The sequence below is a fragment of the Coleofasciculus sp. F4-SAH-05 genome, assembly GCF_040222985.1.
GTDB lineage: Bacteria > Cyanobacteriota > Cyanobacteriia > Cyanobacteriales > Coleofasciculaceae > Coleofasciculus > Coleofasciculus chthonoplastes.
This window is the reverse complement of the sequence record NZ_JAVKBY010000253.1, coordinates 1-16585: the sequence shown is the minus strand read 5'-3', so window position 1 is coordinate 16585 and position 16585 is coordinate 1. Positions and strand designations below refer to the sequence as shown.

Genomic DNA, 16585 nt, shown 5'->3' with positions numbered 1-16585 from the left:
ACCGGAAGCAATGGCACAAGTCCCGGAAATTCGCAAGGCGTTTGAAGTAGCGAATCAAGCGAATCTGACTCGTGAAGAGTTAGAAGCTTTAGAACAGCGAGAAATGTATATTCATGACCAACGGAATGCGATAAAATTAGCATTGAGACAGGGGATTCAAGTCGGGCGAGAACAGGGGATTCAGGAATCTAAATTAGAAATGGCTAGGAAAATGTTAGGGGTTGTCGATGAAGATACGATTAGTCAGATTACTGGCTTGAGTTTAGAAGAGGTGCGACGGTTGAGGTAGAAATTGTCATTAGTGAATGCGATCGCGTGTTTATTCATGGTATACTTTTCACTGTGGGAAAATGTGCCTGCCTATAGACTCGACACATAAGGTTTCAAACGAGGACACAAAAAGAGCGATCGCACCCAATACACAATGATCGCGTGTTGGTTTATGGTATACTTTTAATCGTGGGAAAATGTGCTTGCCTATAGACCCCATCAACCGTAAACCGTAGGGTGGGTTAAGCGGTATTCAATTGAGAGAACAAATCATTTAATTTCCTATCCGCTGTAACCCACCAAGTTATTGTTTCTAACTACATTCCCTACATTCAAGGAATGCACCTGACGGATGCAGAAAGCCCATGCGATCGCTCTTTCGTTGATCCCGATAATTTGTGATAACACAGATGAGACCGATTTAATCACATTCTGCTGTAGACTCACGCTTAAATAAAATAGATTGAATAAAATACAATGAAATAAGTCGTTGCTCCCTGACCAACTCATGCTAGAGTACAAGCCATCCGATTGCTTACCAACTGCCGAAGAGCTACCTGATTCTGACGATACGCCAGTGGATAATGAACTTCAAGATTTAATTCCCTCATTGCTTAAAGCTGTTCTAGCGCTGTTGTGGGAGAATCGCTGGGATTGGTTCTTTGGGGTGGATATGGGAATTTATTATCACCCAGAGGAATCAGCAATTGTACCGGATGGGTTTTTGAGTCTGGAAGTACAACGGTTTATAGATGTTCGCGAAGCGTCTCCGAAGGAGATAGACTTGCGCCTGTCTTATGTATTGTGGGAAGAGCAAGTTGTACCTATGTTAGTGCTGGAGGTAGTATCCCATAAGCGTCGAGGGGAATATAGCCGAAAGAAAAAGCTCTATGGGGAAATGGGGGTACTCTACTATGTAGTGTACAATCCCCGGCGACGGCGGAAAGCGCCATTGGAAGTGTATAAATTAGTGGATGGGGAATATCAGTTACAATTTGGTAATCCAGTGTGGTTATCGGAAATAGGATTAGGGATAGGAGCAGCAAGGGGAATTTATCAGGGAATAAATCGAGAGTGGTTGTATTGGTACGATGAGCAAGGACAAAGGATATTGACGCCAGAAGAGCAGATTGCTAATCAGCGACAACTGGCTCAAAGGGAGCGACAACGGGTAACAGAAGCTGAACAATTGGCTCAAAGGGAGCGACAACGGGCAACAGAGGCTGAACAATTGGCTCAAAGGGAGCGACAACGGGCAAAATTGTTAGAGGAGAGATTGCGATCGCACTCGTGTTGCTCCAGATTATTTGTGATTACACAAGTGACACCGATTGAATCACACTCTGATGTAGACTCACGATTAAGTAACACAGATTGACACAAAAAGAGGTTTTACGCGATCGCACCTAAGACACAATGATCGCCTGTTGGTTTATGGTAGACTTTTAATCGTGGGAAAATGTGCTTGCCTATAAACCTCATCAACCGTCAACCGTAGGGTGGGTTAGGCGGTATTCAATTGAGAGAACAAATCATTTAATTACCTATCCGCTGTAACCCACCAAGTTATCGTTTCTAACCTACATTCCCTACATTCAAGGAATGCACCTGACGGATGCAGCAAGCCCATGCGATCGCGCTTGTGTTGCTCCAAATTCTTTGTGATAACACAAGTGACACAGATTGAATCACACTCTGATGTAGACTCACGATTAAATGACACAGATTGACACAAAAATCTAGATTGTGGATTGTGATAGCCTAGCTCGTAGTAGCGCTGTCTTCGTCGGTAGATTTCCGCATCTTTTTTCTGATATACTTTTCATGAGCTTAAGACTGAGACTCTCCTGCTGTCTAATGCGTTATAACATTGAATTGATATGTTGAAGTTGTGATTCCCAAAATGGAAGATAAAAATCCTGAATCATTAGATAAAATTCGTCAACAATTTGATACTGCACCTTATCCTAGAAATCCTATCGAGCAATCTCCTCAAGATGAGCCTAATTTTTTATTTATTCATAATCTAGTTACACCTTACTATTTAACAAATCGAAAAATTCCGGAAATCGAGGGAAAAGTTATCTTGGATGCAGGTTGTGGCACGGGATACGCCACTCTAGCGTTAGCCATGGCGAATCCAGGAGCGATGATTGTGGGAACTGATATTTCAGACATCTCGCTGACTACAGCCCGAAAGCGTTTAGAGTATCACGGGTATAAAAATGTTAATTTTTATACTAGCTCTATTGAAGACTTGCCCCAATTAGGTCTAGAGTTTGACTATATCAATTGTGACGAAGTTCTTTATCTTCTGCCTGACCCAATTTCTGGACTGAAAGCGATGAAGTCAGTTTTGAAGCCAGAGGGTATTATTCGCACTAATCTACATAGTCTTCTATATCGACACTCATTTTATCAAGCGCAAGAAGTTTTTCAGATAATGGGGATAAGAGATGAACAACCTCAAAGTTTTGCTATTGAATTAGTCCGCGAAACCATGAGGGCGTTGAATGATTATGCCTACATCAAAGCCAAAACTTGGTCTGGGGATTGTGAAACAGAAGAAGAACCAATTTTACTCAATTATTTGCTTCAGGGAGATAAAGGATACACTATTCCTGAATTGTTCTCTAGCTTAAAAGAGGCTGACTTGGAATTTGTGAGCATGGTACAGTGGCAGCAATGGCAATTATTAAATGTTTTCCAAGATGCGAAACAGTTGCCGAGTTTTTGGAAGCAACGATTCCCCCACCTTTCGATTCCCGATAAATTGCATTTTGTTGAACTAATTAATCCGATGCATCGCCTTTTAGATTTCTGGTGTGTTCATCTGGGTCAGGCAAAACCTTTTGTCCCAGTAGATCAATGGGATTTATCGCACTGGGAAAATGCCTCAGTGCATCTGCATCCACAGTTAAGGGTACCTATGGTAAGAGAAAATTTGATTAATTGTATTACTAATCAAAAACCCTTTGAAGTTAGCCGTTATCTAACTGCTCCCACCCAGATTCCCGTAACGATAGAAAGCGATATGGCAAGTTGCCTGCTATCTCTTTGGAAAGGGGTGCAACCCATGAAGTTGTTAGTGGAACACTGGCTTAAAATCAGACCTTTAGATCCAGTGACCTTGGAAACTGTAAGCGAACACACAGCTTTCAGCCAGATAAAGCAACTTTTAATCCATTTAGAAAAATTTTTATATGTGCTTCTGGAGAGAGAGTCAACAGAGAATTGAAAGATTGTTTTCTGTGGGAAAAAATTAGAAAAAATAATTTATAACAGTTTATGTTTATAAAATAAACTATTATTTAAAAAATAAAGATGGATAAGAATAGACCAGACTCAGGTATATCAGATAAAATTCGTCAACAGTTTAATCAGAGTCCCTATCCGAAAGCACCTCTGGATTTTTGGGATAAAAATAATAGTCGTACACTCTACATTCACAACCTGATAACATCCTATTATCTTAGACATCAGAAAGTTATCGAGACTGAAGGAAAAGTTATTTTGGATGCAGGTTGTGGCAGTGGCTATAAATCGTTACTGTTAGCCGAAGCCAATCCGAGTGCAAAAATTGTTGGTATAGACATTTCCGAGGAGTCTGTTCAATTAGCTCAACAACGCCTACACTATCACGGATTTAAGAATACAGAATTCTATGCACTTCCCATTGAAAATTTACCTGAATTAGGTCTAGAGTTTGATTATATCAATGCAGATGAAGTCCTTTATTTGCTGCCCAATCCGCTTGAAGGACTACGGGCAATGCAGTCAGTTCTCAAGCCAGAGGGAATTATCCGGGCAAACCTCCATAGTTCAAGGCAGCGCGTCCACTATTATCGAGCGCAGGAACTTTTCAAAATGATGGGATTAATGGATGGAAACCCCCAACAAAGGGAAATTGAAATTGTGCGGGAGACGATGAGCGCCCTGAAAGATGAAATGCTGCTTAAGCAAACCACATGGAAGCCCCCCTTTAAGACCGATGACGAGCGGATTCTGATGAATTATTTATTCCAGGGAGATAAAGGTTACACGATTCCGGAAATGTTTGCCGCGTTGAGGGCAGCTAATCTAGAGTTGATTAGTATGGTGCAGTGGTGGCAATGGGACTTAATGGATTTGTTCAAGGAGCCAGACGACTTGCCCATCTTTCTGGGTCTGAGCTTACCCGAAGCGACTATTGAAGAGCGACTACATCTATTTGAACTGTTACATCCCATCCATCGGCTGCTAGACTTCTGGTGCGGTCATCCACACCAAGCCCAGTCTTTTATGCCAGTTTCTGAGTGGGCTTTGTCTGACTGGCAAAACGCACGGGTTCATCTGCACCCTCAGCTAAAAACGTCAGAATTAAAAGAAGACGTCCTGAATTGCGTTACCCAGCTCAAGCCGTTGGACATGAGTCAGCATTTGCCATTTCCAGACCAGTTTATTTTCCTAGACAGCACCGTCGCGGTTTGCCTGTTACCGCTTTGGCAGAAACCCCAGTCGTTTGAGAGTCTGCTGGAGAGATGGCAGCAGTTGAGAGGAGTTGATCCTGTGACCCTAAAGCCAACCACCACCGAAGAGACATTTGACAGTCTGGTCAAGGCACTGACTCGGCTAGAGAGTTTGGCATGTGTGCTGGTGGAACGTCAAGGCTAATGGCGTTAGACCCTTTCCAGAAAATTTTTTTGACTGGGGTGACAGGAAAAGCAGCGCAAGTGGGTAAGTTATATACAGGAATAAAGAATCAATTCCCCTAGTTTGAGGATCAACCGCACATGAAGACCGACCTAAAAGCTAAATACCTGCAATACCTGAACCAGAAAAAAGCAGACCAAGGTTTCACGCTGATTGAACTGCTAGTCGTAATCATCATCATTGGTATTCTCTCTGCCATCGCCCTACCGTCCTTCCTCAACCAAGCCAACAAAGCTAAACAGTCAGAAGCCAAGCAGTATGTTGGCTCCATGAACCGCTCTCAGCAGGCTTATTATCTTGAAAAAGGTGAGTTCAGTACTGATATTTCCAAACTGGGACTAGGGATTAAGACTCAGACCGAAAACTATAAGTACAGTGCTCCGCAGGTTAACCCTTTCACTGCAACTAATGCTATGGTTGCCAGCCGAGCATCGGCTCTAAAGCCAGCCATCAAAGGTTACATCGGGGCTGTATCTCTAGGGAAAGTAGATGCGACTACAACATCTGAATCAACTACCCTGGCAGTTTTATGTGAAGCTAATAATGCTGGTACAGCTGATCCAGATACCCCAGGATATACCGCTACAGGTCCTACCTGCGCTGGTACTACAAGTGAAGTCAAGTAGGTGAGTTCAGACTCCCACTCTACAATAGTCTGCCAGTTTAGCGGAGATTTTTTGACAAAGAGGGGGTGGCAACAACCTCCTCTTTTTTGGCGTAAATTGAATTGGTAAAAGTTGGTAGGCATTCCGATCCGCACGATAGAAATTTCCGATGACTTCTATTGCTTCTAATCCTTTTCAGCAGCAGGCACAGCACTATCTCCTCCAGGGTGACTATGATAAAGCCGCCGCCCTGTATGAACAAGCAATTGCTCAAGAACCACAGCTTAGAGCTAACTATTGGCATTTGGGACTAATACGACTTCTTCAAGGTCAAGAAGGAGACGCTCAAATCACCTGGATGTCAGCAATGTTGGCAGGGGAGTCAGAACAGATAACCCTCTGGACTAGAGAGTTATTAGCAGTTCTACAAGCTGAGGCAGAGCGACGAGAGACAACCTCGGACTGGCAAATGGCTTGGGTTATTCGCCAACACATACGAGAAATTGCTCCAGAATACATCAATAATTTACTACGCCTCCTGCAAATTTCTACTTATCTGGAACTCTTCAATATTGAGGACTTGGCTGCCTTTAAACTCATTGAGAACATTCAAACGGCATCACCACAGGATATTGATGAGGGGTTGTTACTAGAGGTCTTGGAGATAGTTTTAGAGTATGACCCTTGTCACCCCCTAACCCTTGAATTGGCAGAAGCTTGTTTGTCTTCTAGCTGTGAAGAGCAACCTTTTTTCGAGCTGGTGATGGTAACAGCAGAGCGATTTCTGCGGACTTTCCATCCTGATATTGCTGTCCGATTGGCTAGCTTATGTTTGCGGTTCAAGCCCGATAATTTAGATATTTTATTTTCTCTTTCAGTATATCAGCAGTTCGATGGTCAATATACAGAAGCGATCGATACTGCTAAACATTACTATGCTTTAAGCCAAACCCTAGTCGAAAAAGTTCTGGGAAGTTTTGTAGTTCTGAGCAGCTTGATGAGAGTAGGGGGGTATTGGCAAGAGGCTTGTGCAATCGTTGAAGAATATAAGTATTACCTGAGTTTGCTGCTGGCAGAGAATCCCCAGATGATTTCTCAGCACGATGTTTCTAATATTTTGCCTGCTTGTTTTTTTCTGCCTTACTTTCAGGATTCTCGCCCCAATACTCGTCACTTACTCAATAGAGTGGCTGAATTTTATCAGACAAGTATTGAATTTCACAATCGAGAATTATGCGATAAATATCACCAACCTAAGTCAATTCAGCTTAGTCATCAGAAAGTTTTGCGGATTGGTTATATATCCGACTGCTTTCGGCATCATTCAGTCGGCTGGTTATCTCGATGGGTGTTTAAATATCACAACCCAAAGCATTTTCAGATTTATACCTACTTCACAAAACAAAAAAAAAATGATTCTCTCTATCACTGGTTTGTGAATAATTCCTATCAATCTTGGGATGTGTCTACTCTTGATAGCACTGGGTTTGCTGACCGGATTTATGAGGATGAGATTGATATATTAGTTGACCTGGATAGTATCACTTCGACTCTGGGCTGTCAGGTTATGGCTCTCAAACCTGCACCAATTCAGGTCACTTGGTTGGGATGGGATGCCTCAGGCTTACCGACTATTGATTACTATATCGCTGATGCCTATGTGCTGCCAGAATCTGCCCAAGCCGATTATCCGGAAAAGATTTGGCGGTTACCCCAAACCTACATTGCCGTGGATGGGTTTGAGGTGGGCGTACCAACCGTGCGTCGTGAGGATTTAGGAATTCCGGATAATGCGGTTATTTATCTCACATCTCAAATTGGATTTAAGCGTCACCCCGATACGATACGACTGCAAATGCAAATCATCAAACAAGTGCCAAACAGTTATTTGGTTGTGAAAGGCTTTGCTGATGAAAAAGCTGTGCAGCAGTTTTTTGAGCAAATTGCTGCACAGGAAGGAGTAGAGAGCGATCGCCTGCGATTTTTGCCCCTCGCTACTACAGAAGTTGTTCACCGGGCTAACCTCAGTATTGCAGATGTTGTCTTAGATACCTATCCTTACAATGGTGCGACGACAACCTTAGAAACTCTGTGGATGGGTATTCCTTTGGTAACCAGGGTAGGAGAGCAATTTGCTGCTCGTAATAGCTATACCATGATGATGAATGCAGGCGTGACCGCAGGAATTGCCTGGACGGATGACGAGTATGTGGAATGGGGGGTAAGCTTCGGTAAAAATCCAGCGCTACGGCAGCAAATCACCTGGCAGCTACAACAATCTAGGCAAACTGCACCATTGTGGGATGCTCAGGAGTTTACCCTAGAATTGGAAAAGGCTTATCAGCAGATGTGGATAAAGTATCTTGAGACTCATTAACTATAGTTTCAGAAACTTCCTTAATCTTTAATCTTTCATGAATTGAGTTTTTAGCGATAGGAGATACTGTTGTGGATACTGGAGTTTCGACTGTTCGCTCAGACAACTGGGAAGAAGTTGCTTATCAATTTCTGTTCCAAGGGGACTATGCTCAGGCAGCGTCCTACTACGAGCGAGCTATTGAAGCAGAACCTGATGTCAAATCCTACTACTGGCATTTAGGATTGATACTGCTGTTACAGGGACAAGAAACCGAGGCTCAAACAACTTGGCTGTGGGCAATGGCTGATGGGGAACCCGAACAAATTGACAGGTGGACAAATCAATTAGTGCAGGTTTTGACAGCAGAAGCAGAACGGCGACATACCTTATCTGATTATCCAGTTGCCTGGGCAATTCGCCAGCATATCCGGGAAATTAATCCAAAGGCAACAAACAATCTTTTACAGATTGTGCAATTGTCTATCCAATTGCAGACATTTACTGGAGAGGATTTAACTTCTCTGGGTTTAATCCAGACACTCAAATCAGAGTCAGGGGAAACGGTCAATCCAAATTTATTACTAGAAGTATTGCAGCAGATTTTGGATTATGACCCACTTCACCCCTACGTGCTGGATTTCGCAGAAGCTTGTCTACCCCACATTCACAAGCCATCCACTTTCATTAACATAATATTGCGGGCAGCGATTAAAATTTGCCACACCGCAGTGGAACCTGCTTTGGCAGCACGCTTTGCTGAGTTATGTTTACATTTTGAGGAGCGCAATCCTCAAATTTTTAGTTTTATCGCAACGTTTTACCAGAATGCAGAACAGTACGAGCGGGGTATCGAAAATGCAAAATTATCCTATACCTATTCACAAACCTTACCTGATCAAATTTTTGCTAATTACATGGTCTTGCGGGGTTTGATGCATGCTGGTGGCTATTGGAAAGAAGCGCTCCAAGTCTTCCAACGACAGGAATTTTTACAACAGAAACTCCTTGCAGACCCTCCCCCAGAACTTGACAAGATTCATGCTTTACGATTACTCACTTCAACGTTTTTTGCCCCCTACTTTCAAGACAACCCGCAGCAAAATCGACAAATTCGTAATAAAATTGCTCAACTATTCCAGCATAGTTTTCAGGGTGAAAAAATTGAACAAGTTGAGCGATATCGACAACGCACATTGCCGACATTAAAAGTTGGTGTTGCAAATGAGCCTTTGAAAATTGGCTACCTGTCTCATTGTTTTGGTAGACATTCTGTTGGTTGGTTAGCGCGATGGATTTTTAAGCATCATGACCTGGAACGCTTTGAAATTAATAATTATTTCATTAACCATAAACAGATAGGCGATCCTTTACAAGGATGGTATATGAATCAGATTCCTAAAACCAATAAATTCGGTCTAGATGCTTTGGAAATTGCCGATAAAATTTACCAAGATGAGATTGATATTTTAGTTGATCTCGATAGTATTACCCTAGATGCGCCTTGTGAAGTAATGGCGCTTAAACCAGCACCAATACAAGTAACCTGGTTAGGATGGGATGCATCAGGATTACCAGCCGTTGACTATTTCATTGCCGATCCGTATGTTTTACCGGAATCGGCTCAAGATTACTACACAGAAAAAATATGGCGATTGCCTCAAACCTATATTGCGGTGGATGGATTTGAAGTCGGTGTGCCGACGCTGCGCCGCAAGCATTTGGTAATTCCTAGTGATGCAGTCGTATATTTGAGCGCTCAGCGGGGATATAAGCGTCATCGTGAAACAGCACGACTGCAAATGCAAATTCTCAAACAAGTGCCGAATAGTTATTTATTGATTAAAGGCTTAGCCGACCAAGAATCAGTTAAAAACTTCTTTACTCAGGTGGCAGAAGAAGAGGGGATAGATAGCCGTCGATTGCGCTTTTTACCAGTTGTGGCTTTGGAGGAAGTCCACCGAGCTAATTTAGGCATTGCTGATGTGGTACTTGATACTTACCCTTATAATGGAGCGACTACGACTCTAGAAACGCTTTGGATGTGTATTCCTATAGTCACGCGAGTTGGTGAACAATTTGCCGCTCGTAACAGTTACACAATGATGATGAATGTGGGTGTAACCGAAGGCATTGCCTGGACTGATGAAGAGTATGTAGAATGGGGTATTCGCTTAGGAACTGATCCGGAACTGAGGCAACAAATATCTTGGAGACTTCGGCAATCAAAACACACATCTCCCCTCTGGAATGGCAAACAATTTACCCGCGAAATGGAAAAAGCTTATGAGCAGATGTGGGCAAAGTATGTGGAAGGGAGTAAATAGATTGATAAGTCATAAATGCTACCACCGTCAATATCCACATTCCCCAACGTGCAAAACATCTATCAAGTAAAATCTGAGTAAAAAAAAGCGGTGGAGACACTCTTATGATTTAATCAAAAAATCCTCTTCATTCAAGGTGCATATCGCAGTGGATATTAACATTCAGAAAGAAGAATTTAGCTATGCCTATATTTATGCCATTGTCTCAACCGCAGGTTGTGCTGTTCAGAGAACAACCACACCCCTAGATCGACTCGGTGTAGACCTGATTATCACAGGCGTTAATAATCAAGATATAATAGAATTTCCTCTCCTCTATGTTCAAGTGAAATGTACGTCCAGACAAGTCCTGACTGATAACGCTATCAGATATCCCCTCTCTGTCAAAAACTATGAAGAATTAAGAATCCGCGATCGCTATCCTCCCTTAATCTTAATTGTCGTTATCGTCCCTGACCAGGTAAATGACTGGTTAAATCAATCAGAAGCTGAACTCTGCCTCAAGCGTTGCGCTTACTGGATATCTTTAGCAGGTAAAGCACCAACCCAGAATCAAGAAACTATTACAGTGTATCTACCCAGAGAAAATATATTCACTGCCAATGTACTTAAAACCATGATGCATCGCATTACAGTAGGAGAACGGTTATGAATGTAACAGTTAAAGATATTGAATTACTCAAAGCCATACATCCCCAACAGGTAGCAACTTACCTACAGGCAAAGGGTTGGCAACAAAAGCAGCAGATACCCGATCAGGCAATAATTTGGCTCAAAGACAAGGAATCTCATGGACAATTGAACCTTGTCTTACCCTTAAATCCAGACGTTCCTGATTTTCCAGTTTCCATGAACCTTCTGCTGGAAACCCTTGCCAAAGCAGAAGAACGTTCTCAACTTGATATTCTCAATGATTTAATTATTAAGCTGTCCAATAGAATTATTCAGGGAGTGGTCATGCAAATTAACTTGCCTAACCCCGATAAACTCAGCGGAGAAATCACACTAATTGGTGTTATTTTTGATAAGTTTTGTAAAATCAAAGCAGAGTTATTTGAGCATGACTATATTAAAGCGATTAAAGCCTATCAAGAACGCTTACCTGTATCTTGTATAGGGGACTTAATCAAGGAAGGTAACGTCTTTATTCTTAAAAATCCTCGCCAATTTACCATAGATGAAGCCTGGAAAAATTAACCGTGGTGACACTCTAGTGATTGAATCAAAAAAATCCTCTTCATTCAAAGTGAATATCGAAGCGAAATGTAGACTTTAATAATCATTTACAGAAATAACCATGCCAGACGTACAGCTTCTTTCTCCCAGACAACTTACTCTCTCTATTCAGCTAGACTTGCAAAAAATCCAACCTTACTGTGGTACACCCATAGCAGCTATCTACGCAGATAGTCTGTTGCGAACCTTGAGGACTATTCGCGATCAGTTTCCCTTTGAACCGTTGACCGAAGTCCTGATGGCTTTTTACGACGCGATCGCCTTTGAGAATCGCTGGATTAACTATCAGGCTAATCAGTATAAAGAAGTTTGCGATCTCCTCACGACTTTAGTTGATTCCCCCCTAAGTAATGAAGAAGTCGAACAAGCCATTTTAAGACTGGAAGATTTTGGCTTTGATACCCTGCCTTTTGGGATAGAATTTAACTCCAGTATTGAGCTAGGTAGCGATGAGGACTAAATAAATAATATGCAAGCCAAGGATAGTCCTCAACATTTTCTTGATACCTCCATTGTCCGTTCCCTGCTCTTGGGGACGCAAACTTATCAGCAGTATTTAAACTCCAACCTTGCCGAACGTCCCCTCTACATCTCCAACTACATCCAAATGGAGATGAAACGCAGCTATTTGATGAATATTATCTCATTCTACTTTGTTCTGCGCTTAGAAACGATTCAAACAATTGGCGACGCGATAACGTTTTGGAGTAATCGATTTAAGACCAGCCAACTTAAAGCTATCCTCCAGCTCGTTCCCCAACTATTCAGTACGCACCAACTCGACTTGAGCCGTTCTCAAGATAAAGAAAAAGCCCTACAAGTATTAGGACTCTATATTAAACGCTTTGAACTCCTGCTAAGGAAAAAATATACGAACATCGGACAGGATGCCACAGCTTGCGCCCGTGCCATTATCCCACTCAAGGTAGAATTAAACAACCCGGCAGAAGGGTTGAAGCAGTTTACCGATGAGTTTGGTGATGTGGAAACCTGTCGAAGTCAATGTAAAATTGACGAATTTTTATTAGAGCGTTATCGTCAAGAGGTTGAATCCTATATTGAACAGGCATCCCAACTACCCAAAAATAATGAAACCCGGGGATTTATTAGGATTGTGGATAATTTAAAAGAAATCCTAGAACAAGGTGCAAAAGCCACCTCATGCAAGCGGTGTGAAAAAATTGGAGATGCTGTTATTGCCTTAAATGCACCTCGCCAGATGCAGCTAGAACACACTGATAATTCCTTTGACTACTTATGTTCACCTATCGAGCAACCTCACCACAAGCATCCTTCTGAAAACCAGGTAATTACCGATAGTCATAGCTAAATAGCAGGAGTCAATTCACCAATTATTGAGAACTGTTATATCATCCCGAATACTATATATAATCTCGAATACTAGCGACAATAGGTAACGAATCTAATCCTGGCTGCACCAATTCAGGAAATTGAGCCAGACTCTCTAGGATATTGTTAGCAAAATTGTAACAGCTATCTGTGCCATATTGAAGAGTTAAATACTCTAGTAACTCCAAGGCATAATCTGGAAAATTCATAATGTCAGCGATGCAAGCTAACTTGAGAATTTGCTCAGGTGTTTTTAAAGGTGTACTGATATCCTCTCGCATCAAATCCCGAAAGTAATACGCATCTGCCCAGAGTAATTGTCCAGGATGAACCGATGATTGAATTGGTGATCTAGCGCGGAGGCGGTAAGCCTTAGAGAGATCAAACAAAGTAAAATCCTGTTGTCTCAGAAAAGTATCTACATCAGCAAATAGAGGTTGATTAAGATACAAGCTGGAAAACTCAACTTCAACTTGAACCGCTAAAATACTACGTTCTAATATCCAACTCGCTCCCTCTAATACCTGAAGTTCTGCTCCTTGAACATCAATTTGCAAAAAATCAATTTCATTTATTCCTTCCTTTTGACAAAAACTATCTAACGTTGTTGTCTCAATTCCTATAGTAAAATCTAAGTTAACCAACTCTGGTAGCCCTGCAAACCGAGCTAAATAAGGTTCATTAGGAGGATACAGCGAACTACACATCGGATGTTGGGTAACATAGAGTGTCGATTCTCCTACAGAGTTTCCCAGTGCTAAAGGAATATGTTTTTCCGTCCAATTCACTTGTCGCGCTTCCAGATCAGCGTTTGCTGCATCACAAGCATCCGCATCAGCATCAAAGCCATAAATAGTCAAGTGAGGCGCAAAAATACCCCATCCTTGACTCGCATAGTCATCATTAACTCCCACTTTCCGAGAGCCAATATTACATAGAGTTAGATGAATCTGATCTAGATGACCACTTTTCTTTAAGCTCGAAAGAAATACTGACATTTAATCATCCTCTATTAGCACTGTATAAAAAAATATGATATTGTTGGGAACGCTAACGCTAACTATTTACTTCAAACTTTTATGATCAACCATAGCAATTAGATTTAACCTTCCGGATAAATCTTCGGTCGATTCTATAGGAAGTAACTGCTGCAAGAAAGGTTTATACTGAAATAATTGATACCCTATATCTCTGAGAAAATCAGCAACAGCCAAATTAGCCCCTTGACTCCCCGCAATATTTTCATACATTATACAAGGTCTGAACTCGCTTAAAATCCAACTACTTCCCTCTAAAACCTTAAGCTCATGACCTTCTGCATCAATTTTCAATAAATCAACCTGGCTGATATCTTCTTCCTCAACCAAACTATCCAGCGTAAAACAGCGCACCTCCTCAAACATTCCCTGCTGCATCCTTTCCCCATCCCCCTCAACAATCTGATTCAGTTCATTCGCCGCCTGCAACGCCAACCGAGCCGTACCCTGGTAATCGCTCGCCGCACCTGCACAGACTTTCACCCAATCTAACTGATTAATCTTACAGGTTTCTTGCAAACAACGCACACACCCAGAAAACGGTTCAACCGCCAACACACGCCCTTCATCTCCTACCCTCAGCGCCGCACTAAACGTGTAAACCCCCACATTCGCCCCCACATCAATCACCGTCATCCCCGGTTTAATCCAACCCCGCCAAAACTCCATTTCCTTCTCAAACCAATCTCCCTCGGTAATCAACACACTGGTAACAATACTGCGTAAACTAGGTTCTACAGCTAACAAGAGTTGATTTTCAAAGGGAACATAACTAACGTGACTTTCTTCTGCCAACCGAGTCCAATACAACTCTAACGCCTGTGATTTTCCCTGGCTCAACTCCGCACCAATCCTGCGCCATACCCTCGCACTCTCCATCTGTCCCAAATCTCGATACGCCAAATAGAGCGCTTGTAAAATATTACCCCGTTCTGGCGCCAGCTTTCGCGCCCGATGTAAATAAAACAATCCTTCCTGTTGATTATTCGTCAAACTAGAAATCCCCAGCTTCAAATTAACCGCCGCCGATTCAGGATAAAGTTGAGCCGCTAAATGGAGAAATCGCAGTCCAGCGACATTGTAGAAAACCAGAACCGAATAACACAAAACTTCACTTAATAACCGCAGGGATTGAGTATAACCATTCTCAGTTCCTAGAATCTCCACCAGCTTTTCTGCTCGACTATCGATAAAATAATTACCAGGAGGTAAATAAACGATCCCTGAATCAATGGACTCCTCAACATAAGCAGGCATTAAACTTTGGATAAACGTAGAAAACGCCATCTGCATTCCCTGTCCCGTTTCTCCAGTCATCCCATAAACCAAAGCCAGATGAGCCGCACAAAGGGGATGTCCATACAGTTCCACTCCCCGATTCAACGCCTCAACCGCCATCTCAAAATACAGCAAACGCACCGAAGCATCCTGACTTTGTTCGGCTTCAATCAACGCCACAACCGCAACATTATTCAACTCAACAGCCGATGTCGGCTCATCCCAATCCGTCTTTTCCAGAGTAGCCGTTACATAGGATAACGCGGCTGAATTCAGCGTCAGACCAATATGATTAAGATAGTTCCAATAGGAATCAATCGGATGAAAAGAAGAGTCCATAAAAAAGTTAATTTATAGTACGTTTTTTTATATCCCATCGCCAAGGCGAGTCCACACCTAACTTTACCCCAATTTCAACATAATTTGCCGAATCCGGACAGTGCGATCGCCGGTTGTTCAGATTCCCGTCAATTTTATCGGGCGCACCGACGTGCGCCCCTACGTGCGGGCGACAAACAGTGCGATCGCCTGTTCCCTTTGGGTCAATTGAATCGTGCGATCGCAGCCTGATTCCCAGCAAGCGCCAATTTTGTTCCCTCCACGCAAGCAAGGGGAGGGTTAGGGAGGGGTTAAATCAAGGTATTGCTTTGTTGATTGAGTAAAGGGCGACCCGATCCAATTGAATGGATTGGAGTTGTTCATTGATGCAGGCGGGTCGCCCCTACAAAGATCGCTTGTTTCCTTTGGGTCAATTCAATGGTGCGATCGCTCCCTTATTCCCATTTCCGCCAATTTTATCGGGCGCACGTCAATAGCCCCTACGTGTCGGCGACAAACGTTGCGATCGCCTGTTCTCGCCCGGTCAATTCCATGGTGCGATCGCAGCCTGATTCCCAGCAAGCGCCAATCTTTCTTGTTCCCTCCCCTTGAAGGGGAGGGTTAGGGAGGGGTTAAATCCAGGTATTGGTATTGTTGATTGAGTAAAGGGCGACCCGAACCAATTGAATGGATTGGAGTTGTTAATTAATACAGGCGGGTCGCCCCTACAAGGATCGCCTGTTCCCTTTCGGTCAATTCCATCATGCGATCGCCTGTTCTATTCGGGTCAATTCAATCGTGCGATCGCAGGTTCCATTCCCGTCAATTTTATCGGGCGCACAATTAACCCCATTTCTCCTGCAACTATCTCAACTGGAAAACAGTGAATCAGGCATTCAACAAGCACAGCATTTAATTGTCGAAAATTTGCTGAAAATTCGATTTGGAGAATTGGATGAGCAACTCACCGCACGGGTCACTTCTTTATTAGCATTACCTCCCCAACAGTTAAGCCAATACCTCTTGCAATTATCTCAGCTATCCCGTGAGCAACTCCTCGCTCGATTTCCTATAGCCAGTCCTTAAAGTGTCGTCAACAACGAACCGTGCGATCGC

The 16585-nt window shown here is 42.7% G+C and carries 15 protein-coding genes and 1 pseudogene; 14 read left to right on the top strand and 2 right to left on the bottom strand.

The features are described from left to right. The 11 genes and pseudogenes from RIG27_RS30945 to RIG27_RS30895 all read left to right on the top strand — a co-directional run. Nucleotides 1-289: pseudogene (locus RIG27_RS30945) on the top strand (Rpn family recombination-promoting nuclease/putative transposase); the annotation flags it as partial. 489 nt (nucleotides 290-778) lie between these two features. Beyond that, complete coding sequence (locus RIG27_RS30940; RefSeq protein WP_446350928.1) at nucleotides 779-1648, top strand: Uma2 family endonuclease; 870 nt, start codon at nucleotides 779-781, stop codon at nucleotides 1646-1648. Nucleotides 1649-2173: 525 nt separating this feature from the next. Then, nucleotides 2174-3508: a class I SAM-dependent methyltransferase gene (locus RIG27_RS30935; protein ID WP_446350927.1), complete on the top strand. Its 1335-nt coding sequence runs from the start codon at nucleotides 2174-2176 to the stop codon at nucleotides 3506-3508. An 86-nt stretch (nucleotides 3509-3594) separates the two neighbouring features. Further along, complete coding sequence (locus tag RIG27_RS30930) at nucleotides 3595-4923, top strand: class I SAM-dependent methyltransferase (protein ID WP_446350926.1); 1329 nt, start codon at nucleotides 3595-3597, stop codon at nucleotides 4921-4923. A gap of 119 nt (nucleotides 4924-5042) precedes the next feature. Continuing rightward, nucleotides 5043-5588 (top strand): type IV pilin-like G/H family protein, encoded by a 546-nt coding sequence (locus RIG27_RS30925; RefSeq protein ID WP_446350925.1) that lies wholly within the window; start codon nucleotides 5043-5045, stop codon nucleotides 5586-5588. A 148-nt stretch (nucleotides 5589-5736) separates the two neighbouring features. After that, nucleotides 5737-7944: an O-linked N-acetylglucosamine transferase, SPINDLY family protein gene (locus RIG27_RS30920; RefSeq protein ID WP_446350924.1), complete on the top strand. Its 2208-nt coding sequence runs from the start codon at nucleotides 5737-5739 to the stop codon at nucleotides 7942-7944. Between the two features lie 71 nt (nucleotides 7945-8015). Further along, the gene (locus tag RIG27_RS30915; protein ID WP_446350923.1) at nucleotides 8016-10250 is read left to right on the top strand and encodes an O-linked N-acetylglucosamine transferase, SPINDLY family protein; all 2235 of its coding nucleotides are present in this window, start codon (nucleotides 8016-8018) and stop codon (nucleotides 10248-10250) included. Nucleotides 10251-10398: 148 nt separating this feature from the next. Next, entirely contained in the window at nucleotides 10399-10902 is a 504-nt protein-coding gene (locus RIG27_RS30910; protein WP_446350922.1) for a DUF4365 domain-containing protein, read from the top strand. Beyond that, nucleotides 10899-11447, top strand: coding sequence for a hypothetical protein (locus RIG27_RS30905; RefSeq protein WP_446350921.1), 549 nt, complete (start codon nucleotides 10899-10901; stop codon nucleotides 11445-11447). The genes RIG27_RS30910 and RIG27_RS30905 overlap by 4 nt, the downstream gene beginning before the upstream one ends. Nucleotides 11448-11547: 100 nt before the next feature. Then, nucleotides 11548-11946, top strand: coding sequence for a hypothetical protein (locus tag RIG27_RS30900; RefSeq protein WP_446350920.1), 399 nt, complete (start codon nucleotides 11548-11550; stop codon nucleotides 11944-11946). Nucleotides 11947-11955: 9 nt separating this feature from the next. After that, nucleotides 11956-12816 carry a hypothetical protein gene (locus tag RIG27_RS30895; RefSeq protein WP_446350919.1) on the top strand — a complete coding sequence of 287 codons (861 nt, stop codon included), beginning with the start codon at nucleotides 11956-11958 and terminating at the stop codon, nucleotides 12814-12816. A gap of 52 nt (nucleotides 12817-12868) precedes the next feature. On the opposite strand, the gene RIG27_RS30890 is transcribed toward RIG27_RS30895, so the two are convergent. Both RIG27_RS30890 and RIG27_RS30885 read right to left on the bottom strand, forming a co-directional pair. Next, nucleotides 12869-13834 carry an FkbM family methyltransferase gene (locus RIG27_RS30890; protein WP_446350918.1) on the bottom strand — a complete coding sequence of 322 codons (966 nt, stop codon included), beginning with the start codon at nucleotides 13832-13834 and terminating at the stop codon, nucleotides 12869-12871. Nucleotides 13835-13900: 66 nt separating this feature from the next. Next, nucleotides 13901-15490, bottom strand: coding sequence for an FkbM family methyltransferase (locus tag RIG27_RS30885; RefSeq protein WP_446350917.1), 1590 nt, complete (start codon nucleotides 15488-15490; stop codon nucleotides 13901-13903). 84 nt (nucleotides 15491-15574) lie between these two features. Between RIG27_RS30885 and RIG27_RS30880 the strand changes: the two genes are divergently transcribed. The 3 genes from RIG27_RS30880 to RIG27_RS30870 all read left to right on the top strand — a co-directional run bounded on the left by RIG27_RS30880 (nucleotide 15575) and on the right by RIG27_RS30870 (nucleotide 16555). Further along, nucleotides 15575-15721 carry a hypothetical protein gene (locus RIG27_RS30880; protein ID WP_446350916.1) on the top strand — a complete coding sequence of 49 codons (147 nt, stop codon included), beginning with the start codon at nucleotides 15575-15577 and terminating at the stop codon, nucleotides 15719-15721. 186 nt (nucleotides 15722-15907) lie between these two features. Then, nucleotides 15908-16081, top strand: coding sequence for a hypothetical protein (locus RIG27_RS30875; protein ID WP_446350915.1), 174 nt, complete (start codon nucleotides 15908-15910; stop codon nucleotides 16079-16081). Nucleotides 16082-16267: 186 nt separating this feature from the next. Next, complete coding sequence (locus RIG27_RS30870) at nucleotides 16268-16555, top strand: hypothetical protein (protein ID WP_446350914.1); 288 nt, start codon at nucleotides 16268-16270, stop codon at nucleotides 16553-16555. The last annotated feature ends 30 nt before the right edge of the window (nucleotides 16556-16585 follow it).

What these genes read in the sequence shown, in the direction of transcription:
- RIG27_RS30885 (WP_446350917.1), bottom strand. Translation starts at nt 15,490, where the DNA reads ATGGACTCTTCTTTTCATCCGATTGATTCCTATTGGAACTATCTTAAT.
- RIG27_RS30875 (WP_446350915.1), top strand. Translation starts at nt 15,908, where the DNA reads ATGGTGCGATCGCTCCCTTATTCCCATTTCCGCCAATTTTATCGGGCG.
- RIG27_RS30935 (WP_446350927.1), top strand. Translation starts at nt 2,174, where the DNA reads ATGGAAGATAAAAATCCTGAATCATTAGATAAAATTCGTCAACAATTT.
- RIG27_RS30920 (WP_446350924.1), top strand. Translation starts at nt 5,737, where the DNA reads ATGACTTCTATTGCTTCTAATCCTTTTCAGCAGCAGGCACAGCACTAT.
- RIG27_RS30930 (WP_446350926.1), top strand. Translation starts at nt 3,595, where the DNA reads ATGGATAAGAATAGACCAGACTCAGGTATATCAGATAAAATTCGTCAA.
- RIG27_RS30925 (WP_446350925.1), top strand. Translation starts at nt 5,043, where the DNA reads ATGAAGACCGACCTAAAAGCTAAATACCTGCAATACCTGAACCAGAAA.
- RIG27_RS30890 (WP_446350918.1), bottom strand. Translation starts at nt 13,834, where the DNA reads ATGTCAGTATTTCTTTCGAGCTTAAAGAAAAGTGGTCATCTAGATCAG.
- RIG27_RS30900 (WP_446350920.1), top strand. Translation starts at nt 11,548, where the DNA reads ATGCCAGACGTACAGCTTCTTTCTCCCAGACAACTTACTCTCTCTATT.
- RIG27_RS30895 (WP_446350919.1), top strand. Translation starts at nt 11,956, where the DNA reads ATGCAAGCCAAGGATAGTCCTCAACATTTTCTTGATACCTCCATTGTC.
- RIG27_RS30940 (WP_446350928.1), top strand. Translation starts at nt 779, where the DNA reads ATGCTAGAGTACAAGCCATCCGATTGCTTACCAACTGCCGAAGAGCTA.
- RIG27_RS30905 (WP_446350921.1), top strand. Translation starts at nt 10,899, where the DNA reads ATGAATGTAACAGTTAAAGATATTGAATTACTCAAAGCCATACATCCC.